This window comes from Kitasatospora sp. McL0602, assembly GCF_052076145.1.
Taxonomy (GTDB): domain Bacteria; phylum Actinomycetota; class Actinomycetes; order Streptomycetales; family Streptomycetaceae; genus Kitasatospora.
In genome coordinates this window covers 5,816,263-5,841,886 of the sequence record NZ_CP197246.1, presented here as the reverse complement: position 1 = coordinate 5,841,886, position 25,624 = coordinate 5,816,263, and the positions used below count along the sequence as shown (strand labels likewise).

The following is a 25,624-nucleotide window of genomic DNA, read 5'->3' as shown; positions in this document are numbered from 1 at the left end:
GGGTTCGGCACCGTTCGTGAGTTCTGGTCGGGAGAGAGGTGTCAGAAGTCAGAGGTCAGCGGTCCGCGACGGGGAGCAGCACGTCCTCGTCGAAGCAGGTGCGGGCGCCGGTGTGGCAGGCCGCCCCGGTCTGGTCCACCTTCACCAGCAGGGTGTCGCCGTCGCAGTCCAGGGCCACGGACTTGACGTGCTGGACGTGCCCGGAGGTGTCGCCCTTCACCCAGTACTCGCTGCGGCTACGGCTCCAGTAGGTGCAGCGGCCGGTGGTCAGGGTGCGGTGCAGCGCCTCGTCGTCCATCCAGCCGAGCATCAGCACCTCGCCGGTGTCGTACTGCTGCGCGACAGCCGGGAGCAGGCCGTCCTCGGTGCGCTTGAGGCGCGCGGCGACGGCGGGGTCGAGGGCGGTGCTGCCGGGGGCGGCGGGTGTGGTGGACATGCGGCCATTGTCGCAGCCCCCACCCGCTGTTCGGATCATCCGGGGGGCTGTTCCGGGCTCGCGCAGCCGTCCGGCCAGACCACCTGGACGTAGAGGCCCTCGCGGCGGGCCGCCTCGACCACCCGGGCGACCTCGCCTCCTGGGCTGCCGTCCCAGACGGCGATCAGTTCGTCGACCATGCCGACCAGGGCGCGGCAGGTGTCGTCGCCGAGGCCGCCGACCTCCGTCGGGGCGAGCCGGTGCACGGCGTTGGCCTCGTTGAGCAGGCGTTGCCGGGTGCCGCTGCCCTGGCGCGCGAAGGCTCCCGCGCGGCCCGCGCTGGCCGAGACGATGACCTCCAGCTTGCCGCCGTGGTCGAGCACCGCCCGCGCGAACCAGCTCTCCGGGCCCTCCCGCAGACAGCTCACGCCGACCAGCTCGTAACTTCCGAACTCCGTGACCAGGGGCCACATTTCGCCGCGCACGAGCATCTCGGTGATCTCCGAGAGCCCCTCGTGCCCGATGATTCCGACTCGCATCAGATACCTCGTGATCCGGGCCGTGCCGCCGCCAGGCTATACCGTGCGGCCGGGCAATCCCTGGCCCGGTCCGGTCAATCCCCTGCCGCCGCCACCTCACCACCGCCACAATGGCCGGTGAGGCAAGGGGGTCGGATGGAACAGAACGGAAAGCAGCAGGCCGGGCGTTCGCGCGGGCGGTGGCTGCTGGCAGCGGTGACGGCGGTGGCACTCGTGGTCGGGGTCGCGCTGCTGCTCTGGCCGGAGCCGAAGAAGAAGCTGCTGCTCCCGCCGCCGCCCTCTCCCAGCCCGTCCCCCAGTTCACCCGCGCCGAGCCCCTCGAAGGTGCTGCCGTACCCGTGGTTCCCGGCGGGCAGCTGCTTCGACCACCCGCAGCTGAGCACGGTGATCACCAGCCCCGAGGCGCGGCCCTGCGCCCAGGGCCACGACGCGGAGTCGATCTCCAACCCGCTGCTGCCCGAGGGGCTGACCAGCGACTTCGCGATCGGCAAGGCGCTGCGGGAGCTGTGCAAGGCCCCGGCCGCGACCACCGAGCAGCGGCAGGGCGGCGGCACGTACTACGGCTACCCGATCTCTCCCGACCTGACCTTCTACAAGCAGGGCTACCGGGACGCGACCTGCGGCCTGGCCGCCTCCAACCACCAGGGCGGTGCCAAGCTCCAGGCCCCGCTGCGCTGACGGAGGGGACGGGCGTACGGTGGGCGCCATGTCGAACTTCGCCCGTACCGAACGCCACCGGCTGGCCGATCTGCTGACCGCCGGAGGACCTGACGCACCCACCCTCTGCGGCAGTTGGACGGCCCGTGACCTGGCCGCGCACCTGGTGCTGCGCGAGCGGCGGCCGGACGCGGCGGCGGGCATCCAGCTGAAGCCGCTGGCCGGCTGGACGGAGACGGTCCAACGCCGTTACGCGGCAGGGGACTTCACCGAGCTCGTCCGGCAGTTCCGCTCCGGGCCGGCCCGGCTCTCACTCTTCGCCCTGCCGGGGGCGGACGAGGCCGCCAACACGGTCGAGTACTTCGTCCACGCGGAGGATGTCCGCCGGGCGGTCGTCTGGGAGCCGCAGCCGCTCTCCGCCGAGCTGGACGAGGCCCTGTGGCGCCGCCTGCCGATGCTCACCCGCTTCGAGACCGCCCGCAAGACGCCGGTCCGGCTGCTCCTCAAGCACCCCGACGGCCGCCGCGTCACGGTCGCCGACAAGCACCCTCAGACGGTCGAACTCACCGGCACGCCCGGCGAGTTGACGCTCTTCGCGTTCGGCCGGGGAGCCCAGACCACGCTCACGGCGGAGGGCACCCCGGAGGCCCTGGCGGCCCTGCGGAAGGCGCTCCCGCTGCCGTAGGGCCCGCTGGGAAGGCCCCCCTAGCGGACGGGGTGACCCGTCTCCCGGAGGGCGTCCTTGACCTGGCCGATCGTCAGGTCACCGAAGTGGAAGACGCTGGCGGCGAGGACGGCGTCCGCGCCCGCGTCGACGGCCGGGGCGAAGTCGGCGAGCTTGCCGGCGCCACCGGAGGCGATGACCGGGACGGCGACGGACTTGCGGACGGCGCGGATCATCTCCAGGTCGTAGCCGTCCTTGGTGCCGTCGGCGTCCATCGAGTTGAGGAGGATCTCCCCGGCGCCCAACTCAGCGGCCTGGACGGCCCATTCGACCGCGTCGAGACCGGTGCCGCGACGGCCGCCGTGGGTGGTGACCTCGTAGCCGGAGGGGGTCTCGGTGCCGGGCGGGCAGCGGCGGGCGTCGACGGAGAGCACCAGCACCTGACGGCCGAAGCGGGCGGCGATCTCGCCGATCAGCTCGGGCCGGGCGATCGCGGCGGTGTTGACGCCGACCTTGTCGGCCCCGGCGCGCAGCAGCTTGTCGACGTCCTCGACGGCGCGGATGCCGCCGCCGACGGTGAGCGGGATGAAGACCTGCTCGGCGGTGCGGCGCACCACGTCGTACGTCGTCTCGCGGTCGCCGGACGAGGCGGTGATGTCGAGGAAGGTCAACTCGTCGGCGCCCTGGGCGTCGTAGAGCTTGGCGAGCTCGACCGGGTCACCGGCGTCGCGCAGGTTCTGGAAGTTGACGCCCTTGACCACGCGGCCTGCGTCGACGTCCAGGCACGGGATGACTCGTACTGCGAGGGTCATGCGGGTCTGCCTTCCAGAGCGTCCGGTGAGTTCAGCGAGTGCGCGAGCCCGGCGCGGTAGGCGTCGAGCTCGATCTCGACCATCATCCGGGAGTCGATCAGGCCCTCGACCACGACCATGGTCGCGACGGGCCGGGTGGCGCCGAAGAGGGCGCTGTGGGCCCGGCCCACCTCCTCCGCGTCACGGACGTGGGTGATGTACATGCGGGTGCGGATCACGTCGTCCGCCGTCAGACCGTACGCGGCCAGGGCATCCAGGCCGACGCCGAAGGCGGCGAGGGTCTGGTGGTACGGGTCGCCCTCGTGCTCGACCCGGCCGTCGACCCAGGCCGTGGTGCCCGCCACGTGGACGTAGTCCCCGGCGGCCGCCGCGCGGGAGTAGCCGAACTCGTCCTCCCAGGGGGAGAATCCGGCGACCCGGCCGCGTACGATCTGACGATCTGTCATGACACGGCCTCCAGGGCCTCTTCGAGGGAGAACTTCTGCTCGTAGAGGGCCTTGCCCACAATCGCCCCCTCGACACCTTCGGGCACCAGGGTGGCGATGGCCCGCAGGTCGTCCAGGGAGGAGACGCCGCCGGAGGCGACGACCGGGCGGTCGGTGGCGGCACAGACGTTGCGCAGCAGCTGGAGGTTGGGGCCGGTGAGGGTGCCGTCGCGGTCGACGTCGGTGACGACGTACCGGGCGCAGCCCTCGGAGTCGAGGCGGGCCAGCACCTCGTAGAGGTCGCCGCCCTCGCTGGTCCAGCCCCGGCCGCGCAGCGTGGTGCCGACGACGTCCAGGCCGACGGCGATCTTGTCACCGTGGGTGGCGATGACCTTGGCGACCCACTCGGGGTTCTCCAGGGCGGCGGTGCCGAGGTTGACGCGGGTGCAGCCGGTGGCGAGGGCCGCGGCGAGCGAGGCGTCGTCGCGGATGCCGCCGGAGAGCTCGATCTTGATGTCGAGGGCGCCGGTCACCTCGCGGATCAGCTCGCGGTTGTCGCCGGTGCCGAAGGCGGCGTCCAGGTCGACCAGGTGCAGCCACTCGGCGCCGGCGTGCTGCCAGGCGAGGGCGGCCGCGAGGGGTGCGCCGAAGGAGGTCTCGGAGCCCGAGGCACCCTTGACCAGGCGGACGGCCTGGCCGTCGCGGACGTCGACGGCGGGCAGCAGTTCGAGGCGGCTCATGGAGTGGACTCTCCAGGTCTCAGAGGGTGTTGACCCAGTTGGTCAGCAGGGCGGCACCGGCGTCGCCGGACTTCTCGGGGTGGAACTGGGTGGCCCAGAGCGGGCCGTTCTCGACGGCCGCGACGAACGGCTGCCCGTGGGTCGTCCAACTGACCAGCGGCGCGGCGATGTTGTCGTTGGTGACCTGGAGCTCCCAGCTCCGCACCCCGTAGGAGTGCACGAAGTAGAAGCGGGCGTCCTCGTCGAGTCCGGCGAAGAGCCGGCTGCCCTCCGGGCGGTCGACGGTGTTCCAGCCCATGTGCGGGACGATCGGCGCGTCCAGCGGCTCGACCGTGCCGGGCCACTCGTCGCAGCCGGGCGTCTCGACGCCGTGCTCGACACCGCGCTCGAAGAGGATCTGCATGCCGACGCAGATGCCGAGCACCGGGCGGCCCCCGGCGAGGCGGCGGCCGATGATGACATCGCCCCGGACGGCCTTGAGCCCGCGCATGCAGGCCTCGAAGGCGCCCACGCCGGGCACGAGCAGCCCGTCCGCGTCCAGCGCGGTCTGGAAGTCGGAGGTGACGGTGACGTTCGCACCGGTGCGCTCGACGGCGCGCTGGGCGGAGCGGAGGTTGCCGGAGCCGTAGTCGAGGACGACGACGTTCTTGGCCATGAGGGGTTTTCTTCCAGTCCTAATCAGGCGTACGACGGACGGCTACAGGCGCATGATCCCGGCGGACAGGCAGAACGCGGCACCGATCGCGAGGACCGCGATCAGGCTCTTCGACTGCTTCTGCTTCCAGAACGAGTAGACGCCACCGGCCAGGAACAGCCCGGCGATGATCAGCAGTGTTGCGGCTTTGCTCACAGCGCACCCTTGGTCGAGGGGAGGATGCCCGCCGCGCGCGGGTCGCGCTCGGAGGCGTAGCGCAGAGCACGCGCGAGGGCCTTGAACTGGCACTCGACGATGTGGTGCGCGTTGCGACCGTACGGGACGTGCACGTGCAGCGCGACGGCGGCCTGCGCGACGAACGACTCGAGTATGTGCCTGGTCATGGTCGTGTCGTAGCTGCCGATCATCGGCGCCATGCCCTCGGGCTCGGTGTGCACGAGGTACGGGCGGCCGGAGAGGTCGACGGTGACCTGGGCGAGGGATTCGTCCAGCGGCACGGTGCAGTTGCCGAAGCGGTAGATGCCGACCTTGTCGCCGAGCGCCTGCCGGAAGGCGGCGCCGAGCGCGAGGGCGGTGTCCTCGATGGTGTGGTGGCTGTCGATGTGCAGGTCGCCGTCGGTCTTCACGGTGAGGTCGAAGAGGCCGTGGCGGCCGAGCTGGTCGAGCATGTGGTCGTAGAACCCGACGCCCGTGGAGATGTCGGTCTTGCCGGTGCCGTCGAGGTCGATCTCGACGAGGACCGAGGTCTCCTTGGTGGTGCGCTCAACGCGTCCGATGCGGGACATTCGGTTCTACAGCTCCTCGGAAGCAGTGCGCGCGGAGCGCGCTCCGGTAAGGGTGGTGGTGGGCGACGGGAGGGCGGTGGCGACGGCTTCGAGGAAGGCGTCGTTCTCGGCGGGGGTGCCGGCGGTGACGCGCAGCCACCCGGGTACGCCGTTGTCGCGTACCAGGACGCCCTGGTCGAGGATGGCCTGCCAGACGGCGTGGGTGTCGGCGAAGCGGCCGAACTGGATGAAGTTGGCGTCGGAGTCGGTGACTTCGAGCCCGAGCCCGCGCAGCGCGAGCACCAGCCTGTCCCGCTCGGCCTTGAGCTTCTCGACGTACCCGAGCAGGGTGTCGGTGTGCTCCAGGCAGGCCAGCGCGGTCGCCTGGGTGACGGCGGAGAGGTGGTACGGCAGCCGGACGAGCTGGACGGCGTCGACCACGGCCGCGTCCGCCGCGAGGTAGCCGAGCCGCAGCCCGGCGGCGCCGAAGGCCTTGGACATGGTGCGGCTGACCACCAGGTTCGGGCGGCCCTCCAGCATCGGCAGCAGCGAGCCGTGGTGCGAGAACTCGACGTACGCCTCGTCGACGATCACCAGCGTCGGCTTGACGGCCTGGGCGGCGTCGTAGAGCGCGAGCACGGTGTCGGCCGCGACGGCGGTGCCGGTCGGGTTGTTCGGCGAGCAGACGAAGACCACGTCCGGGCGGTGCTCGACCAGCGCGGCGAGCGCGGCATCGAGGTCGACGGTGAAGTCCTCGTTACGCGGCCCCGAGATCCAATTCGTGCCGGTACCACGGGAGATGAGCGCGTGCATCGAGTACGAGGGCTCGAAGCCGAGGGCCGTGCGGCCGGGCCCGCCGAAGGTCTGCAGCAGCTGCTGGAGCACCTCGTTGGAGCCGTTCGCCGCCCAGACCTGCTCGCGGGTGCGAGCGTAGCCCGTCGTCCGGGTCAGGTACGCGGCCAGGCCCTCGCGCAACTCCACCGCGTCCCGGTCCGGGTAGCGGTTGAGGTTGCGGGCCGCCTCGGCGACCCGCTCGGCGATCCGGGCGACCAGCGGCTCGGGCAGCGGGTACGGGTTCTCGTTGGTGTTGAGCTGGACGGGCACGTCCAACTGCGGTGCACCGTACGGGGACTGGCCGCGCAGCTCGTCACGGATGGGGAGGTCGTCGATCTTCGTCACTGGCCAGGCACCGTCCACTCGCTGTGCTGTTCGAGTTCGCCTTCGGCAAAACGTGCACGGATCGCGTCGCCGTGACCGGGCAGGTCCTCGGCGTTCGCGAGGTTGACGACGTGCGCGGCGACGTCGGCCAGGGCCTCGCGGGAGTAGTCCACGACGTGGATGCCGCGCAGGAAGGACTGCACCGACAGCCCGGACGAGTGGCAGGCGCAACCCCCCGTCGGCAGCACGTGGTTGGAGCCGGCGGCGTAGTCGCCGAGCGAGACCGGCGCGAAGGCGCCGACGAAGATCGCGCCCGCGTTGCGGACCCGGGCGGCGACGGCGCGGGCGTCCCTGGTCTGGATCTCCAGGTGCTCGGCGGCGTACGCGTTGACGACCGCGAGGCCCTGCTCCAGGTCGTCGACCAGCACGATGCCGGACTGCCGCCCGGCCAGCGCGGTGGTGACGCGCTCGCGGTGCTTCGTCCGGGAGACCTGCTCCTTCAGCTCCAGCTCGACGGCCTCGGCCAGCGCGAGCGAGTCGGTGACGAGCACCGAGGCGGCCATCGGGTCGTGCTCGGCCTGGCTGATCAGGTCGGCGGCGACCTCGCGCGGCACGGCGGTGTCGTCCGCGAGCACGGCGATCTCCGTCGGCCCGGCCTCGGCGTCGATGCCGATCCGGCCCTTGAGCAGCCGCTTGGCGGCGGCGACGTAGATGTTGCCCGGCCCGGTGACGAGATTGACCGGCGCACACTCCTCGGTGCCGTACGCGAACATCGCGATCGCCTGGGCGCCGCCCGCCGCGTACACCTCGGTGACGCCGAGCAGCGCGCAGGCCGCCAGGATCGTCGGGTGCACCGAGCCGCCGCAGTCCTTCTGCGGCGGAGAGGTGACGGCGATGCCCTCGACCCCGGCCTCCTGCGCCGGGACGACGTTCATCACGACCGAGGACGGGTAGACGGCCAGCCCGCCCGGCACGTACAGCCCGACCCGGTCGACCGGCACCCAGCGCTCGGTGACCGTGCCGCCCGGCACCACCTGGGTGGTGTGGTCGGTGCGGCGCTGCTCGCGGTGGACCAGCCGGGCGCGGCGGATCGACTCCTCCAGCGCGGCCCGCACCTTCGGGTCCAGCGTCTCCAGCGCGGCAGTGATCGCCTCCTCGGGGACGCGGGTGGTGGTCAGCGTCACGCCGTCGAAGCGCTCGGTGAGCTCGATCAGCGCCGCGACACCACGATGGCGCACGTCCTCGCAGATCGGCCGCACCTTCTCCAGGGCGGCTTCCACGTCGAACTCGGCACGGGGCAGCACGGTGCGCAGGTCGTCCGAGGAGGAGCCGCGCAGATCGATTCGAGAGATCACACCGCCCAGTGTAAGGAGTGGCCGGAACGCGAGGCCCCGCATTTCAGTCCGTGATACGAAAGGCGAGACAGCCGGGGGGACGACCGGCGCAGCACGGGGATCACAGCACCACAGGGATCACGGCATCACAGGGATCACGGGGGACACCAGGCATGACCGAGGCGCCGCACGACCTCACACCGACCGAGCAGGCGCTCTGGCGCGCCTTCTGCCACGGCGAGGTCTTCGACCTGCGCACCCGCGACGACGCCAAGGACGACGTGACCGGCTCCGGCGACTGGCCGGCCGAGCGGACCGTCCGCGCCAAGGTGCTGGCCCTGCTGCTGCTCGGCAGCCCGGAGGCGGCCCCCGGGCGGGTCAGCTCGCTACGGCTCAGCGGTGCGTACGTCTCCGGGCACCTCAATCTGGCCGGCGGTGTCATCCCCCACTACGTCGAGCTCCAGGACTGCCGCTTCGAGCGCAAGATCCTGATCTCCGAGGCGCGGGCCGGGACGATCCGGCTGATCAACTGCCTGATACCCCGGCTCGAGGCCTCCCGGCTCAGCACCGAGGGCGATCTGCACCTGGCCCGCTGCGTCGTCCCGCAGGGCATCCGGCTCACCGACGCCCGGATCGGCACCGACCTGCTGATCAACCAGGCCGTGCTCGGCGGCGACCGCTTCGGCCGGGCCCTCGCGGGCGACGGCATCACCATCCACCAGGACTTCGAGGCCGAGCGCATCCACAGCCACGGCGAGGTCATCCTGCGCTCCGGCCGGGTCGGCGGCCGGCTCTCCCTGCGCGGCTCCCAGCTGCACGCCCCCGGGCCCGACCGCAACTGCCTCAACCTGGCCCGGATCACCGTCGGCAACACCATGTACCTCGGCGGCTCGGTCGACGGCGGCTGGACGAACTCGCGCACCATCTACGGCTACGGCTACGGCGCGTACCTGCCGCCCGGCACCCCCACCACCCCGATGCGCGCCCACGGCGGCGTCCGGATGGTCGACGCCCGCTTCGACGCCGCCTGCGTCATCAACAACGCCGAGTTCCACCTCGGGCCCGACCAGGAGCTCTCGCTGCGCCGCATCCGCACCCCGGAGCTGCGCCTCACCTGCCCCGCCCCACCGCAGGGCCGGATCTCCGTCTCCCGCGCCCAGGTCGGCAACCTGGTCGACTCCCCCGCCAGCTGGCCCGGCGGCGGCCGCACCGAGCTGACCGGCTTCAGCTACGAGTCGCTCCGCTCCGAGGTGCCGTTCAGCATCGAGCAGCGGATCGCCTGGCTCGACAGCCTCGCCGACTACCAGCCCGAGCCGTACGAGCAGCTGGCCGGCACCCTGCGCCGGGCCGGGCGGGACGAGGACGCCCGCGAGGTGCTCTACGCCAAGCAGCGCCGCCGCCGCGCGACCCTGCCGCTGCCCGGCCGCCTCTGGGGCCGCGTCCAGGACGCCGCCGTCGGGTACGGCTACCGCCCGGGGCGGGCCGCGCTCTGGCTGGTCGCCGCGTGGGCGCTGGGCGCCGCGTACTTCAGCGGCCACCAGCCGCCGCCGCTCAAGGCCGACGAGGTACCGACCTGGGACCCGATGCTCTACTCCCTCGGCAAGGTCATCCCGGTCATCAACCTCGGCCAGGACGGCTGGAACCCCACCGACACCGGCCAGTGGGTCGCCACCGGGCTGGTCATCTCGGGGTGGGTGCTGGCCACCACCGTGGTCGCGGGGGCGACCCGGATGCTCCAGCGCGGCTGAGGCCCTTTTTCTCTTTACCCGTTTGGCGGTCGGACAACTACGCTGTGCGCCGTGACTGAACGGCTTCCGCTCTTCCCGCTCAACATGGTCCTCTACCCGGGGCTCGTGCTGCCCCTGCACGTCTTCGAGGACCGGTACCGGCGGCTGGTCGCCGATCTCCTCGCCCTGCCCGAGGACCAGCCACGGCGCTTCGGCGTGCTCGCGATCAAGGACGGCCGCGAGGTCGCCCCCGTCCGCGAGCACCTCGGCCCCGCCGGGCCGCTCGACGGCCTCGGCACCGTCACCGGCGACCCGCTGGAAGCCCTCCACCACATCGGCTGCGTCGCCGACGTCACCGACGTCCAGGAACTCCCCGACGGCCAGTACAAGATCGTCGTCACCGGCACCACCCGCTTCTGGCTCAGCACCGTCGACACCAGCGGCCCCTACCTCGTCGGCGACACCGAACCCATCGAGGAACAGCAGGGCGAAGGCGCCGGAGCCCTCGCCGCCGGCGTCGAACGCGCCTTCCGCCTCTACCAGAAGCGCCTCGCCGGAGCCCGCGAAGCCAGCCTGGCCGGCGAACAGGACCTCCCCGTCGAACCCCAGGTCCTCTCCTACCTCGTCGCCGCCGCCGCCCTCCTCCCCACCCCCGTCAAACAACAACTCCTCGCCTGCCCCGACACCGCCCAACGCCTCACCACCGAGCTGGAGCTGCTGCGCCGCGAGACCGCCCTCCTCGCCTGGCTCCCCTCCATCCCGGCCTTCGACCTGACCCGCCAGGCCTTCAGCCCGAACTGACGGGGGTACCTTGCTCACGGCGCTCACCTCCGCCGGCGAGCTGACTGAACCGAGGAGTACCGCGCATGGCGAAGAAGAGCGGCGGCGGCCAGGGCACCCCCGCGACGGTCGCACTGGAGGCGGCCGGGGTGCCGTTCACCGTGCACGCGTACGAGCACGACCCGGCGGCCGCGTCGTACGGGGGCGAAGCGGCGGAGGCGCTCGGCGTCGGGGCCGGGCGGGTCTTCAAGACACTGGTCGCCGAGGTGGACGGGCGGCTCACGGTCGGGGTGGTGCCGGTCTCCGGGCAACTGGACCTGAAGGCCCTGGCGGCAGCCGTCGGCGGCAAGCGGGCCGTCATGGCCGACCCGGCGGCAGCGGAACGCAGCAGCGGGTACGTCCTCGGCGGCATCTCCCCCCTCGGCCAGCGCCGACCCCTGCCGACCGTCGTGGACACGAGCGCCCTTGCGCACTCGACGGTCTACGTCTCGGCCGGACGCCGGGGCCTGGAGGTCGAGCTCACGCCGGGCGACCTGGTGGCGCTCACCAAGGCGCGGACAGCACCGATCGGGCGGTGAGACCGCCCACCGGGCCGATGCCGTCGGTCAGGCCAGCGCGCCGACCTGCCGACCGATCTCCGTTGCTTGATCGTCAGCACTGCCGGTGACGGCGTTGACCCCCTTGGGAGCGGGGTGGCCGGCATCGACCACTGCCACGAGCCGAGTGTTCGGGCTGGCCTTGGCGATTTCCGGCAGGGCGGAGGTGAAGGAGGGGCTGACGGAGATGATCAGCGTGCAGTGTTGCGCCACCAGACCTTCGAGGTAGGACATCGCCTGGTCGTGTGTAGCGGCCGCCACGACCAGCTGCTGAACGTTGATCGGCCGTCCGGACGATACCTTCTGCATCGCACCCCAGACCGCGGAGACGCTGGCCGGCATCGGCTGGGAGGTGCTGTCCGCAGCCAGGCAGGCAGTGGGCCTTCCCGAGTAGTTCGCTGCGGCGACAAGAGGCGGCACCTTCTCGCTCTGGGGCCACAGCAGCACTGCCGCTGCGGCTGCCGCACCGGCGAGAACGACGGCCGAGACACCCCACCGGACTCGGCGACTGATCAGCTTCATGAGCGGCTACGTCCTTTCGACGGCTTCTGGCGAGACTTGGGGGCTGGAGCGGAGGTTCGCTGTCGCTGAGGCCGTGCTGCGCCCCCGCCCGTTGGCTGGGTCACCCGGCCGCTGCTCCTACGGCGGCTCCGCCCGGCGAGAAGGAGCAAGACGCAGACGACCGCTGCTCCGCTCACGCCGCCGATGGTCCACCGGAGCCATCCGGCCGACCCCCCGTCAGTTGCGGCCCGCTCCGGGCGAAGGAGCGGATTGGCCCGGTCCGTGCCAGGCGCAACGGGACTGCTGAGCGCGGCAAGCGGGTTGACAATGCCGTACCCCAGGTGAGCATCCCGCTGCTGGTGGTGGTTCGAGGCGGTCTCGGTGAGTCGCCGTATCACCTGCCCCGCGCTGAGTTGGGGAAAGTGCGCGCGTACGAGGGCAGCGGCCGCCGAGACGTAGGCAGCCGCATAGCTGGTGCCGTCCGCGTTGACGTATGCGTCCTGGTCGTTGGTGGAATAGATCTCCGAGGCCGGTGCAGCCAGGGTGACACCAGCGCCCGATTCACTCGGACCCCAGAATTTCCCGTTCCGGTCAATCCCGGAGACCGAGATCACTCCCGGGAATGCTGCCGGATACTGCGGCGGATTCCCCTGCTCTCCCTGGTTGCCCGCCGAAGCGACTACGATGACGTCCTTCCGTATCGCATAGGCGACGGCCTGACGAAGCATCGGATCCGGCTGAGCTGCCCCGATGGAGACATTGACCACCTGGGCACCGTGATCGACAGCCCAGGTGATGCCTTGTGCGACAGCGGAGGGGGCGACCTTGGCATCTTCGGCGACTCGCACCGGAAGAATCCTGGCCTCGGGTGCCAGGCCCGTCATTCCGGCAGCCGCCCCGGCTGCGCCGGAGCCGGCGATGATCCCGGCAATGGCCGTACCGTGCGAGTCGCCTGAGGTGTCGGCGCGTCCGTCGGCACCGTCGCCCAGCAGGCTGGTCCCCGGCAGGACCCGACCTGCGAGGTCGGGGTGCGAGGCAGCCACCCCGCTGTCGACCACAGCAACGGTGACGCCGGCACCGCGAGAGATCGCCCAGATGTCATCTGCTCGGAAGTGCTGCTGGTCGAGCGGCCATTCGCCGCTGTTCGCACTGCCGTAGGAAGGAGCCGCACCAGTCCACAGGGCAGCGGCGGCCAGCGCTACCACCGCCCACCGGGCTGTCCTCCCGTGCCTTCTGAACACCAGACTCCTCAAGTAGATGGATCTCTGCCGGAACGAACCACCAGTCCGCTGTCGAACCGTCATTTGCGGCGCGACGGCGATGGTATCCACTGCTGCGGCGAACCCCCGAGACTGGGTTCAGTCAATGGCGTGCAAGGGATCAGTTCAGCCACAGCTTCCCCACGCAATTGCAAAAAATCCGCATGGTCATTTGTGGATGAACGCTCCCTGGAAGGCAGAAAGCCGGGCATCTGCCCCCGGCCTATCGGTGGACGTCGAACGAGTCCAGGCGGTAGATCTTCGGCCTGTCCGTCCAGACCTAGGCGGGCCGTTCGTGCTGCATTGGGGGTCGGCCGTGGGCCGCTCGTGGTTCTTCTCGCCTGCTGTTCGTGCCAGGAAGGCCGTCATGTCCTTCCTGACCGCTGCAGCACGAACTTCCTTCCGGGTACCGGTAGGGAGAAGTGGACGAACGGTCGGGCGTTGGTTCTCCGCGCTGGTCGGCCTGCTGATGATCCCGCTCGTGGCGGTCCAACCTGCGAGCGCATTCGTGGAGTTGCACGCTCCACTGCCGACTCCCGGCACGGCGGACTCTCCCCAGCAGCGGAGTGGCAGTGCGGCCGGGCGGAACGGACGGGCCGACGCCTCTGCGACCTCGCTGCACACCGGAAAGGACGCGGGCCACCTTCCGGGGCAGGGCGAACTGCCCGAGCTTCCCGGGCCGCTGGGCGCCGGTAAGCCACGGAAGTCGGACGCGCCTCCGGCGGCTGTGACAGGTCAGCAGACCGACCCGCCGGCTTGGCTGAGCAAGCATCCGGCCGGCCCGGCCAAACCAACTGCCATCGCCAACGGCGCCACGCCGAACGGCGGCGGCGCGGCGCAGCGATCTGCACCGGGGGCCACCGAGGTCCAAGGCAGCCGCACCGCCACGAGCTCCGTGTTCCAGAGCCCCGACGGCACGAAGACCATGCGGGTCTACAGCCGCCCGGTGCACTACAAGAAGCCCGACGGGTCTTGGGCCGACATCGACACCAGCCTCACCCAGCGGCGGGACAACCGCTGGACGGAGCTCGCCAACAGCCAGACCTTCAGCTTCGCCCCCAAGGCCGACAGCACGAGCATGCTGGACTGGTCGATGGACGCCGACCACCGCCTCGCGTACAGCCTGCAAGGTGCCAAGCCGACCAAGGCTGTGGTCAAGGCAGACTCCCTCACCTACCCCGGCGCGGCCCAGGCCACCGACATCGTCTACAACGCTCTGACGACCGGGGTCAAGGAATCCCTGATCCTGCACGACGGCACGGCTCCGACAAGCTGGAACTTCCCGCTCGATCTCACCGGGCTGTCCGCCTCGCTCGACAGCGCCGGAAACGTGCAGTTCACGGATGCGGCCGGCCAGGTCCGTACGACGATCCCGCACGGATTCATGGAGGACTCCGCACGCAACGACCGCTCCGGCGACGGCGCGATGTCCGACGGGGTCACCTACCGACTCATCACCTCGGGCGGCACCACCACCCTCCGGATGGATCTGGACGCGGCGTGGCTGCACGACCCGCACCGGGTCTTCCCGATCAAGGTGGACCCGTCCACCACTCAGAAGAGCGGCACCCGGTCGACCTACACCTCGACCCAGTACTCCTCGAACCACGCCAGCTCCCAGGATCTGAAGACGGGGAGCTACAACTACGGCGCTGACTCCGACTCCAGTTTCATCGTCTTCGACTCCGTGTCCTCCGACCTGCGGAACATGTACGTCGAGAAGGCCGAACTCGACCTCACCGCCTATCAGAGCGGCGCCTGCGACCAGCGGGAGGTGGACGTCCATGCGATCACCGGCGGTTGGGATCCTTCCGGTGTCACCGCTGCCTGGCAGGTGCCGACAGCGGGCACGACGATCTCCAGCGCAACCTTCCAGGCACCAAACGTGGATCACTGTCCGGGCAATCCGGTGGCCGTGCCGTTCGATCTCGGACAGGACCCCACCACCGCCGGTGTTCAGCTGGTCAACAACTGGACCCACCACCCCGAGACCAACTTCGGGCTCGCACTGACCTCGGACACCAGCCAGGTCGAGGCGTGGAAGAAGTTCGACAGCGTCAACACCGGCTACCCGCCGTCCCTGAACCTGACATACGCGGACTGGGCCGCCGGTTACTCCATACCGGCCAACTACAACCCTCCGACGATCAACACGACCGGCTCCCAGCAGGTGACCCTGACGAACCTCGGGGCCAACACCTGGAACTCGTCGAACATGCAGGTGAAGGCTCGCTTCTACGACGCCGACTGGCATGAGCAATCGGTCGGCAACGCCCCGCTGATCGGCATACCCGGCACTGTCGCCCCTGGCCAGTCGGTGACACTCACCGGCGTGATCCCGGCCATGGCGCCCGGCAAGTCGTACCAGCTTTGCTGGGACGGGTTCGTCAACGGCACCGCGTCCCTCCGCGACGCGTACAACGTCCCCGTGCACCAGTGCACGTGGGTGTCGGCCGGTAACACGCCGCCTCAGCTCGACCGGGTGGAACCGCTGTCCAACAGCGTCGTCGGCCTACTGTCGCCGCAGCTCTACGCGGCCGGCCACGACCCGGACAACTTCCCGGGCAGTGGGCTGCAGTACCAGTTCCTGCTGTACTCGAACCCGCAGACCGGCGCCCCCTCCCAGCTCGCCGACTCCGGTTGGCAGTCCAGCACCAGCTGGCCAGCTCCGTACGGCACGCTGGCATGGAACTCCAGTTACTCCTGGGTGGCCAGGACATTCGACGGGCAGGCCAGCTCCGCGTGGTCGCCGCCGAGCTACTTCTCGACCCAGGTCCAGCAGCCGGTGATCACCTCGCACCTGGGTGGTGCGGCCGGTGACGGCAGCGGGCGGACGTTCGACCCACAGGTGGGCAACTACACGACAGATGTGACGGACGCTTCGGTCAAGGCGGTTGGTCCTGCCCTGAACGTGACGCGCTCGTACAACTCGCTGGACCCGCGGACATCAACGCTGTTCGGCTCCGGGTGGACAACGGCGTTCGACATGAGCGTGGTGTCGGACGCGGACAACTCGGGGTCGGTGGTGCTGACGGCGGCGAACGGGCGGGCGGAGCGGTTCGGCCGCAATGACTTCCAGCTCACGCAGTTGACGGGTGTGGGTGACGAGACCGGTGACGGCGTGGATGACGTCGTCACGGTGGATTCGACGACGGATCAGCTGTGGCTGTACCCGGGGCCGGACTTCTCGGCGACCAAGCGGAGGCTGGTGGGCGGGTCCGGCTGGACCGGCATGTCGAAGATGACCGGTGGCGATGTCACCGGTGACGGTGTCGGTGACCTGATCGCGTTGCAGAACTCCGACAAGACGCTGTGGCTCTACCCGGGATACCGGGGCGGCGGCTTCGGTGCTCGGGTGCAGATCGGGTCGGGCTGGGACAACATGACCAACCTGGCCGTCACCCCGCCGCTGGGCGCGGACGGCCGCAAGGACCTGGTCGCGATCAACAGCACCACCGGCAATCTGATGGCCTACCCCCTCACCTCCGCCGGACAGACGAGCGTCCCGAGCGTGATCGGGACTGGCTGGAACGGGATGACCGAGCTGGTCGGCGGTGACTTCAACCACGACACCCAAGGCGACATCGTCGCGATCGACACCAGCAACGGGCAGCTCAAGCTCTACACCAGCACTGGCAGCGCGACGCTCGGCTCGGGCACCCTCGGTGCGCCGACGCAGATCGGCACCACGGGCGGTTGGCAGTACCGGCGTGACCTGGCAGCGGTGAACAACATCAACGCCGCTGACGTGGGTACGGACATCGTGGCGGTGGACAAGCCGACTGGCGTTCAGTACCTGTACCACAGCGCCTCGCAGTGGCAGGGCGGGGCATACAACTCCCCCACGGGCATGGCCCTTTACACCTCCGCGGCAGGGCAGGGTCAGACACTCTCGCCGGACACTGCCCACCCGGGATGGATCCTGCTGGACAAGTCCGGCACCCGGTACAACTTCAACCAGCCGGCCGGGAACGGCTATGTGATCTCGCAGATCACGGACGTGGCCGGGCACGCCCAGGTCATGCACTACAACAGCGCCGGCCAGCTCGACACCGTCACCGACCTGGCCAGCCACCGTGCCCTGCATCTGGGGTGGAGCGGGCGTCACGTGGCGGTGGTCGTGACCGACGCGGTCACCAGTGACCCGGCCTCGGCCCTGACCTGGACCTACACGTACAGCCCCAGCAACGCGGACGAGCTGGACCAGGTGCTCGCCCCGCCGACCGGTGGTAACTCCACCTCCGCACCCACCATCTACTCGTACTCGGCGGGCTCGCACCTGCGCTCGGCGCTCCTGGACTCCGCGCCGACGTCGTACTGGCGCCTGGCAGGCGGTGGAGGTCCGGTCGCGCTGGACGAGGTGGCATCCAACCAGGGCACCGCGAACGGCACGTACTCGGACCATGGAGCGAATGCCGACAGCGGCCCCGTCGCCCCGGGCTCAACCGCGCCGTCCTCGTCCTTCGACGGAGTGAACGGCAAGATCACCCTGCCCGCAGCCGCGCTGAAGAACAGCTACCTGGCGTTCGGCCTCTGGTTCAGGACCACCAGCCCGGGTGTGCTGGCGGAGTACCAAAACGCGGCCACCAGCCCCTCGCACGCCTCCCCGATGCTGTATGTCGACATCGACGGCAAGCTGCGCGGTGAGTTCTACGGGCCGTCGCTGGGGCAGAACCCCATCACCACCACCACGAGCGTCAAGGACGGTGGCTGGCACTACGCGCTGCTGACGGGCTCGGGCACCACCCAGACCCTGTACCTGGACGGCAAGTCGATCGGCAGTCTGAGCGGCGCGATCGACCACCTCGACGAGGACATCACGTACGTCGGCGCCGGGTTCACCAAGTACGGCGCCGTGACGTGGCCGAAGATCCCCGCTCCTGGTGCGGACACCTACAACCACTTCAACGGGCAGATCGGCGAGGTGGCGATCTACAACCACGCGCTCGGCGACCCGGCCGTGGCATCCCTGTGGCATGCCGGTCACGACCCGGCCACCGAGCTCACCTCGTTGAACCTGCCGTCGACGAAGGCCAAGCTGAAGGTGACCTACGACGCCTTCCAGGATCGGGCGCAGGTCGTCACCGACGCGGTCGGCGGGCAGTGGAGGGTGAACGGCACGTCCGTCAACGGCTCCGCGCAGGAGTACCAGGGCCAGGTGCTGGGCTCCAACCCGGCCGGGTACTGGCGCCTCGGCGACACCGCCGGCACACAGGCCGCCAACCAGATCTACGCCTCCCGGCCGACCCCCAACAACGGCACCTACTCCAACGTCACCCTCGGAAACGGCTCCGCCACCTTCGACGGCTCCACCTCCTGGGCGGAACTGCCCGCCTCCTACGCACCGCAGGCAGGACCAGGCGCACTCGGCCTGTGGTTCAACACCAAGAACCCCGGTGTGCTGATCGGCTACCAGACCTTCCCGATCGGCGCGGCCCCCACCAGCGGCGACTGGAACCCGGCGCTCTACGTCGGCACCGACCACCGCCTGCGCGGCCAGTTCTGGACCGGCAGCGCGAGCAAGACCCTCGCCTCCCCGTCCACCCTGGCCGTGGACGACGGGAAGTGGCACTTCGCGCTGCTCTCCGCCGACACCGCCACCTCCCAGACCCTGTACCTGGACGGCAACGCGGTCGGCAGCCTGTCCGGCGCGAAGATCGTCTCGAATGCCGCTTCGCACGTGTACGTCGGAGCCGGCACCGTCAGCGACGGCTGGCCCGCGACCTCCACCACCGACCCCTCCGGCCACTTCAACGGCCAGATATCCCGGGTCTCCGCGTTCGCCCACGGCCTGACGGCCAGCCAGGTCTACGACCTCTACAACCAGGTCGCGGACGACATTCCCGGCACGCCCTACCAGTACTGCGTGCTGGACAACTTCCCGACCGGGTACTGGCCGTTCGACGACACCACCGGCAACCAGGCCCGCGAGGTCCTCACCTCCACCGCCGTCGCCCAGAACCAGGGCACCTACCGCCAGGGCTCCGGAACGCAGAACAGCTCGGGCGCGGCCGTCAGCGTCACCGGTCCATGGGCTTCGGGCACCAGGACGGCGGCGAGCTTCGACGGTTCCCAGTCCTACGTGCAGCTGCCGGGCACGGCCGTACCCGTCAAGGGCGCGACCGCAGCCAGTGTCGAGCTGTGGTTCCGGACCACCAAGCCCGGTGTCCTCTACGGCTACCAGGACTTCCCCCTCGGCACCGCCCACACCTCCTCGGCCGACTGGAACCCGGCCCTCTACGTCGACACCACCGGCCACCTGCGCGGCGCCTTCTACACCGGCACCGCCACCCAGGCCGTCTCCGCCGGCCTGGTCAACGACGGTGCCTGGCACCACGCGGTCCTGACCGCGAGCGGCAGCAGCCAGCAGCTCTACGTCGACGGTGCAGCCAGCGGCGCCGCCATGCCCGGCGCCCCCAAGTACAACGGTGAGGGCTACGTCTACCTCGGCGCGGGCAACGCCGACGGCTGGGCCTCAGCCCCGAGCGACACCAGCGGCCACTTCAACGGCGCGATCGCCGACTTCGCGTACTACCCGTACGCGCTCACCCCGGACCGGATCGCCACCCACCACACCGCCGGCGTCACCGGCAGCCCCGTCGGCAGCCCGGACGCCGCCAGTGCCTACCGCACCGCCGTCGTCCACGACCAGCCCACCGGCTACTGGCGCCTGGACGACCCGTCAGGCGCCTACAGCGCCGCCGACGAACTCGGCACCGCCCTCCCCGACCTCACCTCCGGCACCTACACGGCCGCAACCCTGGGCAACGCAGGGCCGACCAACGACCCCAACCAGCACTCCGTCGCCTTCGACGGCAGCACCGCCGTGCTCCAACTCCCCAACAGCGCTGCACCCACCCATGGCCCGGCCTCCATGGAGCTCTGGTTCAAGACCACCAGCGCGGGCGTCCTCTACAGCTACCAGTCCAACAGCCTCGGCACCTCCGCCCAGGCCGGTACGGCCATGATGTGGAACCCGGCCCTGTACGTCGGCACCGACAAGAAGCTCCACGGCCTCTTCGCCGACCTGCCCGGCGGTGACACCAGCGACCAGATGACCAGCAGCGGCACCGTCACCGACGGCAAGTGGCACCAGGCCGTCCTCGCCGCCACCGCCAACTCCCAGACGCTCTACCTCGACGGCGCGAAGGCTGCTACCGAGAACAAGGGGACGCTGGCGTACGACGGCACCACCTACGCCTACCTCGGCGCCGGCACCGACACCAACTGGCCCGCTGCCCCCACTGACCCCAGTGGCCACTTCAACGGCTCCATCGCCGAGGCCTCGTACTACAACAGCACCCTGGACGACACCACCGTCGCCGCCCACTTCAAGGCCATGGGCAACGGCGGCACGGCGATCCCGATGACGACCGCCACCGTCACCGACCCCACCGGCAAAACCCTCACCTACCGCTACGACACCCGCACCGCGCTCCTCAGCTCCTACGCGGACGCGTACGGCAACACCACCAACTACACCTACGACACCTCCGGCTTCCTGCACACCGTCACGGACCCCGACGGACACACCGTCACCACCGGCCACGACGCACGCGGCAACACCGTCTCCACCACCACCTGCCAGGACCCGGCGCACTGCAACACCAGCTACGCCACCTACCTCCTGGACCCGGCCAACCCGCTCAACGCGACCAACGACAAGCGCGCCACCGCCAGCGACGCCCGCTCCAGCGACAGCAGTGACACGACGTACACCACCAAGTACGCCTACAACTCCTTCGGTGCCCTGACCAGCGTCACCACCCCCGGTACCAGCGACTTCCCCGCCGGGCGCACCACCCCCATCGACCACACCGGCGGCGCCGAGCAGGCCGTCGACAGCAACGGCAACCCGACCGGCGGCACCCAGCCCGGCGGCCTCGTCGACTGGACCTCCACTCCCGTCGACGCCCGCACCTCCACCCCCGACGCGGGCAAGACGTTCTACGCGTACGACGCCGTCGGCAACCTGACCAGGACCATCACCCCGCTCGGCCTGATCACCACCTACACGTACGACAACCTCGGGCGCACGCTCTCCCAGACCGAGCACTGCACCAACTGCGGCCCCGGCCAGACACCCACCAACACCACCACCAGCTACACCTGGGACGGCCAGGGCAACGCCGTCACCCGCACCGACCCCGCCACCACCGATGCCGTCACCGGCACCACCCACACGCGCCGGACCACCACCGGCTACGACAGCGACGGCAACACCCTCACCCAGACCGTCGCCGATACCACCGGCGGCGACCAGCCACGCACCACCAGCTGGATCTACAACACCGGCAACAACCTGCTCGCCCGCACCACCGACGCCGCAGGCCGCTCCACCAGCTACGACCACGACGCCTACGGCAACACCGCCGCCACCACCGACGCCGCAGGCACCACGTACGGCTACAGCTACTCCGCGACCGGCCACCTGCTCGAAACCGTCATCACCAATTTCACGGGCAGCCCCACCAACCCCATCCCCGCCCGCACCCAGGTCATCGACTCCCGCGCATACGACCCGGCCGGCCGCCTGGCCACCGACACCGACGCGATGGGCCGCACCACCCACACCTACTACAACGACGACAACACCGTCGCCGAGACCGACCTCGACGGCTTCCACAACCCCGACGGCACCACCCGCAACGTCGTCCTCCAGCAGAACACCTACGACCGCGCGGGCCAGCTCACCCAACGCGTCACCGGCGGCGGCAAGACCACCGTCACCAACACCTACGATGCCGCCAGGCGGGCCACCAGCACCACCGTCGACCCCGCAGGCCTCAACCGCACCAGCCGCAACACCCAATTCGATGCCGCCGGCAACATCCTGACCGCCACCCTCACCAACGGCACCGACACCCGCGAGACCGACACCACCTACGACGCGGTCGGCCACCCGCTCTCACAGACCGTCAAGAACCCGCCGCAGGACTCCGTCTCCACCACTGCGTACGACCAGCGCGGCCTGCCGATCAGCACGGTCAGCCCGGACGGCAACGTCAGCGGTGCCATCGCCGCCAACTACACGACCACCTTCACCCACGACGCGACCGGCCGCCTCACCGTCGTCACGAGCCCGCCGGTGTCCACCACGGCGTTCGACACGACCGCGGGCCAGCCCGTCACCCTTGCTCAGAGCCGGGCCATCTCCCGCACGGGCTACGGCATCCACGACGCCGCGACGTCCACCCAGGACCCCGACGGCAACGTCACCACGTTCACCCACACCTACGACCCCAACAGCGGCCACCACGAGTCCGTCGTCGGCAGCACCTACACCGCGCCGGGCTCCACCACCGCCCTGTCTCCGGTGACCCAGCTCGACTACGACGCTCTCGACCGTCCCGTGACGGCGCACGATGCCAAGGGCCAGATCACCACCAAGCGCTACGACCAGTCCGGCAACGTGGTCGAGACCGACATGCCCGCCCTCGGCGGCGTGACCCCGAAGGTGCTGGCCACCTTCGACCTGAACGGCGAGCAGCAGTCCGTCACCGATCCCGTCGGCGCCCAGAGTCTCGCCACCTACGACGACCTCGGCCGGGTCATCACCCGCTCCGACCTCGTCCGCCGGGCCGGCCAGACGACCGCCGTCTACACCACCAGCAGTGGCTACGACGACGCGGGCAACCGCACCAGCGTCACCTCACCGGGCGGCAGCACCACCACCGCCGTCTACGACGCGGCAGGCGAACGGACCAGCTCCACCGACCCGCTCGGTATCAGCATCCAGACCGCCTACAACCTCGTCGGCCAACCGACCAAGGTCACCCTGCCCGCCGCAGCCCCCGGCACCACCGGGCCGTCCACGACGATCGCCTACGACAACGCCGGTCAGGCCATCAGCACCGCCCAGCTGTCCGCCGCCGGAGCGGTACTCGCCAGCACCAGCGCCCACTTCGACGCCGCAGGCCTCCAGGACTCCGCCACCGACGCCGACCACAACACCACGACCGTCTCGTACGACGTGCTCGGGCGGCCCGTCCAGCAGAGCCAGCCCGTCTCAGGCGGGCAGAGCATCACCACCAACTTCGCCTACGACAGCGCAGGCCACCGCACCGCCTACACCGACGGCAACCGCAACACCACCTACTACACCTTCAACACCCTCGGCCTGCCCGAGTCCACGATCGAGCCGGCGACCTCGGCCTACCCCAACCTCGTCGACCGCACCTACACCACCGGCTACGACATCCTCGCCAGGCCGGTCCAGGTCACCGAGCCCGGCGGCGTCACCCTCGCCAGCACCTACGACGCAGCCGGGCGCCTCACCGGCCAGTCGGGCGCCGGCGGCGAGGCTGCCACCCCGACCCGCACCCTCGGTTACGACCTCGACGGCCGCCTCACCTCACTGTCCGCGCCGAGCGGCACGCAGTCCTACACCTACGAGGACCGAGGCGCCGTCGCCTCCTCCACCGGCCCGCAGGGCAACGCCACCTACACGTACACGAGTGACGGTCAGCTCGCGTCCCGCACCAACACCGCGGGCACCTCGACTTTCACCTACGACCCGGCCGGACAGCTCAAGACCCTCGCCGACCCGCTGACCGGAAACACCCTCAGCTACACCTACACCGCCCTCGGCCAGGTCAGCACCATCCACTACGGCACGGGCGACACCCGCACCTACGGCTACGACGACCAGGGCAACCTCCTCAACGACAGCCTCACCACCAGCTCCAACACCACGGTCGCCGCCCTCAGTTACACCTACCTCCCCTCGGGCAAGCTGAAGACCAAGACCACCGCCGGCCTCGCCGGGGCCGCCACCCACACCTACACCTACGACTCCGCAGGCCGCCTCAGTACCTGGAACAACGGCGCCGTCACCACCAACTACGGCTACGACAACAACGGCAACCTGACCGCCAACGGCATCACCACCACCGCCTACAACCAGCGCAACCAGCCCACCACCCAGGGCAGCACCAACTACAGCTACACCGCCCGAGGCACCCGCTCCGTCACCGTCACCGGCAGTACCACCACCCCGTCCACCTACGACGCCTTCGACGAGCTGACCTCCCAGTCCGGCGCCACCTACAGCTACGACGCCCTCGGCCGCCTCGCCCAGAGCGCCGGACACACCTTCAGCTACGACGCCACCACCAGCAACCTCGTCACCGACGGCACCGAGACCTACACCCGCACCCCCGACGGCGCCCTCACGGCCATCGGCAACGGCACCACCGCTGCCCTCGCCTACAACGACCGCCACGGCGACCTCATCGGCACCTTCACCGCCAACGCCACCACCCCCACCGGCTCCAACGCCTACGACCCCTGGGGCAAGCCCACCGCCACCACCGGCACCCCCCCCAACCTCGGCTACCAGGGCGGCTGGACCGACACCACCACCGGCCAGACCAGCACAGCCAGCCGCTGGTACGACCCCACCACCCCCGGCTTCACCAGCCGAGACACCGCCAACCTCGCCCCCACCACCTCCGCCATCGCCAACCGCTACACCTACGGCGCCGGCGACCCCCTCAACAGCGTCGACCCGAGTGGTCACAGCCCCTCCTGCGACGAGGACCCCTCGCCCACGGGTCCTGACACCCGCCCGCGGCACAACCGCTGGGCAGACCTGAATGACGACGAGAGCGACCTCAACGCAGTCTGGAACAGCCAGTCCTATATGGAATCCTCAACCAGCAGGGAGGGTTTCTATTGGCAAAACCTGGGAGACAAGCTAGAAAAAATATATAGGGACGGCCAAACTCTGAAATCAACGGTCGAGGGCGGCTCTTCTGGCCTAAATTTCTTTGGCCTATTCTGGGGAGAGGATATCCCCGTTGAAGATGAAGCCCCCGGGATGCCGATGCCCGTCAGCATCCCAGGCCAGGGTAGATTTGGCCTGGCAGCTGGATACAACAGCTGCGATGACACTCTCCATCACCCTCGCCCTCACCCTCGCCCTCGCCCCGCCAAAAACACTCCGCCAAAAATCGACCCGCACAAGCTCCCTCCTGCCCCCTGTTCTCCCTGTTCCACAGCCGCGGCCGCCGGCTCACTGAACGGCAAAGAGGACGGCGCTACACAATCCGGAATAGCTGGCGCAACCCAGGCCCCCCAGGGAGCAAACCTCCAGATCGGCCAAGCCGCCAATACACAGGGTCTACCCGTTGGCAGTGGCGCCGCCGGATCAGGCGGCGGTAAGCTTCCTCCCGCCGGACCAAGCTCTGGATCATGCGAGCCTGATCCAGATAATGGCGACAACTGCGACGGCCGACCAGACTTCAACTCAGATCAGTCAGCTGGTGCTCACTATGCAAAGCACGTCAAGGGTGTTGATTTCAGGATCAAGAAGGGAGTACCGCGCGAACCGCGTGCGGTGGATCCTGACATGCCTGAATTCAATGGTCCTGGCGGTCGCAAGGCATATCGTGAGACCGCAAGAGATTTCATGGCCAGCGATGGCCCATATGGATCCATCAGTGTTCAAACTACTACTGGGGGAATGCATCGCTTTGACCCAGCTACCGGCTACTACGGATATCTCAATAGCGGCGGAACTATTTCTACGTTTTTCCGCCCCGAAGATGGCCTCCTGTACTTCTATCGCTCGGTGATGAGCTATCGCTAGCTGGGC

The 25,624-nt window shown here is 69.8% G+C and carries 18 protein-coding genes; 6 read left to right on the top strand and 12 right to left on the bottom strand.

The genetic code is table 11. The annotated features are described in order from the left end of the window. Positions 1 to 55 precede the first annotated feature (55 nt). Both hisI and ACR68M_RS26515 read right to left on the bottom strand, forming a co-directional pair. Positions 56 to 436, bottom strand: coding sequence for a phosphoribosyl-AMP cyclohydrolase (gene hisI / locus ACR68M_RS26520; protein WP_441246636.1), 381 nt, complete (start codon positions 434 to 436; stop codon positions 56 to 58). A gap of 35 nt (positions 437 to 471) precedes the next feature. After that, positions 472 to 954 (bottom strand): hypothetical protein, encoded by a 483-nt coding sequence (locus ACR68M_RS26515; protein WP_441246635.1) that lies wholly within the window; start codon positions 952 to 954, stop codon positions 472 to 474. 135 nt (positions 955 to 1,089) lie between these two features. On the opposite strand from ACR68M_RS26515, the gene ACR68M_RS26510 reads away from it, so the two are divergent. Beyond that, the gene (locus ACR68M_RS26510; protein ID WP_441246634.1) at positions 1,090 to 1,632 is read left to right on the top strand and encodes a hypothetical protein; all 543 of its coding nucleotides are present in this window, start codon (positions 1,090 to 1,092) and stop codon (positions 1,630 to 1,632) included. A 28-nt stretch (positions 1,633 to 1,660) separates the two neighbouring features. Continuing rightward, positions 1,661 to 2,296, top strand: a complete 636-nt coding sequence (locus ACR68M_RS26505; RefSeq protein ID WP_441246633.1) for a TIGR03085 family metal-binding protein — start codon at positions 1,661 to 1,663, stop codon at positions 2,294 to 2,296. A 20-nt stretch (positions 2,297 to 2,316) separates the two neighbouring features. Here the strand turns inward: ACR68M_RS26505 and hisF are convergent, their stop codons facing one another. From hisF to hisD, 8 genes are read right to left on the bottom strand one after another with little or no spacing between them, the layout of a single operon-like run. Then, the gene (hisF, locus tag ACR68M_RS26500; protein WP_441246632.1) at positions 2,317 to 3,087 is read right to left on the bottom strand and encodes an imidazole glycerol phosphate synthase subunit HisF; all 771 of its coding nucleotides are present in this window, start codon (positions 3,085 to 3,087) and stop codon (positions 2,317 to 2,319) included. Further along, entirely contained in the window at positions 3,084 to 3,533 is a 450-nt protein-coding gene (locus ACR68M_RS26495) for a RidA family protein (protein WP_441246631.1), read from the bottom strand. The genes hisF and ACR68M_RS26495 overlap by 4 nt, the downstream gene beginning before the upstream one ends. Further along, a complete protein-coding gene (gene priA, locus ACR68M_RS26490) occupies positions 3,530 to 4,252 on the bottom strand; it encodes a bifunctional 1-(5-phosphoribosyl)-5-((5-phosphoribosylamino)methylideneamino)imidazole-4-carboxamide isomerase/phosphoribosylanthranilate isomerase PriA (RefSeq protein WP_441246630.1) in 723 nt (240 codons plus the stop codon). Before priA ends, ACR68M_RS26495 begins: the two co-directional genes overlap by 4 nt. Positions 4,253 to 4,271: 19 nt before the next feature. Further along, positions 4,272 to 4,907, bottom strand: coding sequence for an imidazole glycerol phosphate synthase subunit HisH (gene hisH / locus ACR68M_RS26485; protein WP_441246629.1), 636 nt, complete (start codon positions 4,905 to 4,907; stop codon positions 4,272 to 4,274). Between the two features lie 42 nt (positions 4,908 to 4,949). Beyond that, positions 4,950 to 5,102, bottom strand: a complete 153-nt coding sequence (locus ACR68M_RS26480; RefSeq protein WP_441246628.1) for a hypothetical protein — start codon at positions 5,100 to 5,102, stop codon at positions 4,950 to 4,952. Continuing rightward, on the bottom strand, positions 5,099 to 5,692 hold the full coding sequence (hisB, locus tag ACR68M_RS26475) for an imidazoleglycerol-phosphate dehydratase HisB (RefSeq protein WP_441246627.1): 594 nt from the start codon (positions 5,690 to 5,692) through the stop codon (positions 5,099 to 5,101). The genes ACR68M_RS26480 and hisB overlap by 4 nt, the downstream gene beginning before the upstream one ends. A gap of 6 nt (positions 5,693 to 5,698) precedes the next feature. Continuing rightward, on the bottom strand, positions 5,699 to 6,850 hold the full coding sequence (locus tag ACR68M_RS26470; protein WP_441246626.1) for a histidinol-phosphate transaminase: 1,152 nt from the start codon (positions 6,848 to 6,850) through the stop codon (positions 5,699 to 5,701). Further along, a complete protein-coding gene (hisD, locus tag ACR68M_RS26465; RefSeq protein ID WP_441246625.1) occupies positions 6,847 to 8,184 on the bottom strand; it encodes a histidinol dehydrogenase in 1,338 nt (445 codons plus the stop codon). Before hisD ends, ACR68M_RS26470 begins: the two co-directional genes overlap by 4 nt. A gap of 152 nt (positions 8,185 to 8,336) precedes the next feature. On the opposite strand from hisD, the gene ACR68M_RS26460 reads away from it, so the two are divergent. The 3 genes from ACR68M_RS26460 to ybaK all read left to right on the top strand — a co-directional run bounded on the left by ACR68M_RS26460 (position 8,337) and on the right by ybaK (position 11,248). Then, positions 8,337 to 9,911 (top strand): oxidoreductase, encoded by a 1,575-nt coding sequence (locus tag ACR68M_RS26460; protein WP_441246624.1) that lies wholly within the window; start codon positions 8,337 to 8,339, stop codon positions 9,909 to 9,911. 51 nt (positions 9,912 to 9,962) lie between these two features. Continuing rightward, the gene (locus tag ACR68M_RS26455) at positions 9,963 to 10,691 is read left to right on the top strand and encodes an LON peptidase substrate-binding domain-containing protein (RefSeq protein ID WP_441246623.1); all 729 of its coding nucleotides are present in this window, start codon (positions 9,963 to 9,965) and stop codon (positions 10,689 to 10,691) included. A gap of 65 nt (positions 10,692 to 10,756) precedes the next feature. Continuing rightward, on the top strand, positions 10,757 to 11,248 hold the full coding sequence (ybaK, locus tag ACR68M_RS26450) for a Cys-tRNA(Pro) deacylase (RefSeq protein WP_441246622.1): 492 nt from the start codon (positions 10,757 to 10,759) through the stop codon (positions 11,246 to 11,248). Between the two features lie 27 nt (positions 11,249 to 11,275). On the opposite strand, the gene ACR68M_RS26445 is transcribed toward ybaK, so the two are convergent. Both ACR68M_RS26445 and mycP read right to left on the bottom strand, forming a co-directional pair. Further along, entirely contained in the window at positions 11,276 to 11,788 is a 513-nt protein-coding gene (locus tag ACR68M_RS26445) for a hypothetical protein (protein WP_441246621.1), read from the bottom strand. After that, positions 11,785 to 12,972, bottom strand: coding sequence for a type VII secretion-associated serine protease mycosin (gene mycP / locus ACR68M_RS26440; RefSeq protein WP_441246620.1), 1,188 nt, complete (start codon positions 12,970 to 12,972; stop codon positions 11,785 to 11,787). Before mycP ends, ACR68M_RS26445 begins: the two co-directional genes overlap by 4 nt. Before the next feature lie 535 nt (positions 12,973 to 13,507). Between mycP and ACR68M_RS26435 the strand changes: the two genes are divergently transcribed. Further along, a complete protein-coding gene (locus ACR68M_RS26435; RefSeq protein WP_441246619.1) occupies positions 13,508 to 25,618 on the top strand; it encodes a LamG-like jellyroll fold domain-containing protein in 12,111 nt (4,036 codons plus the stop codon). Positions 25,619 to 25,624 lie beyond the last annotated feature (6 nt).

Excerpts from the sequence above, each read along its gene's own strand:
- hisH (WP_441246629.1), bottom strand. The coding sequence starts at position 4,907 with ATGGCCAAGAACGTCGTCGTCCTCGACTACGGCTCCGGCAACCTCCGC.
- ACR68M_RS26505 (WP_441246633.1), top strand. The coding sequence starts at position 1,661 with ATGTCGAACTTCGCCCGTACCGAACGCCACCGGCTGGCCGATCTGCTG.
- hisI (WP_441246636.1), bottom strand. The coding sequence starts at position 436 with ATGTCCACCACACCCGCCGCCCCCGGCAGCACCGCCCTCGACCCCGCC.
- ACR68M_RS26445 (WP_441246621.1), bottom strand. The coding sequence starts at position 11,788 with ATGAAGCTGATCAGTCGCCGAGTCCGGTGGGGTGTCTCGGCCGTCGTT.
- ybaK (WP_441246622.1), top strand. The coding sequence starts at position 10,757 with ATGGCGAAGAAGAGCGGCGGCGGCCAGGGCACCCCCGCGACGGTCGCA.
- ACR68M_RS26515 (WP_441246635.1), bottom strand. The coding sequence starts at position 954 with ATGCGAGTCGGAATCATCGGGCACGAGGGGCTCTCGGAGATCACCGAG.
- hisF (WP_441246632.1), bottom strand. The coding sequence starts at position 3,087 with ATGACCCTCGCAGTACGAGTCATCCCGTGCCTGGACGTCGACGCAGGC.
- ACR68M_RS26510 (WP_441246634.1), top strand. The coding sequence starts at position 1,090 with ATGGAACAGAACGGAAAGCAGCAGGCCGGGCGTTCGCGCGGGCGGTGG.
- ACR68M_RS26460 (WP_441246624.1), top strand. The coding sequence starts at position 8,337 with ATGACCGAGGCGCCGCACGACCTCACACCGACCGAGCAGGCGCTCTGG.
- hisB (WP_441246627.1), bottom strand. The coding sequence starts at position 5,692 with ATGTCCCGCATCGGACGCGTTGAGCGCACCACCAAGGAGACCTCGGTC.
- priA (WP_441246630.1), bottom strand. The coding sequence starts at position 4,252 with ATGAGCCGCCTCGAACTGCTGCCCGCCGTCGACGTCCGCGACGGCCAG.
- ACR68M_RS26495 (WP_441246631.1), bottom strand. The coding sequence starts at position 3,533 with ATGACAGATCGTCAGATCGTACGCGGCCGGGTCGCCGGATTCTCCCCC.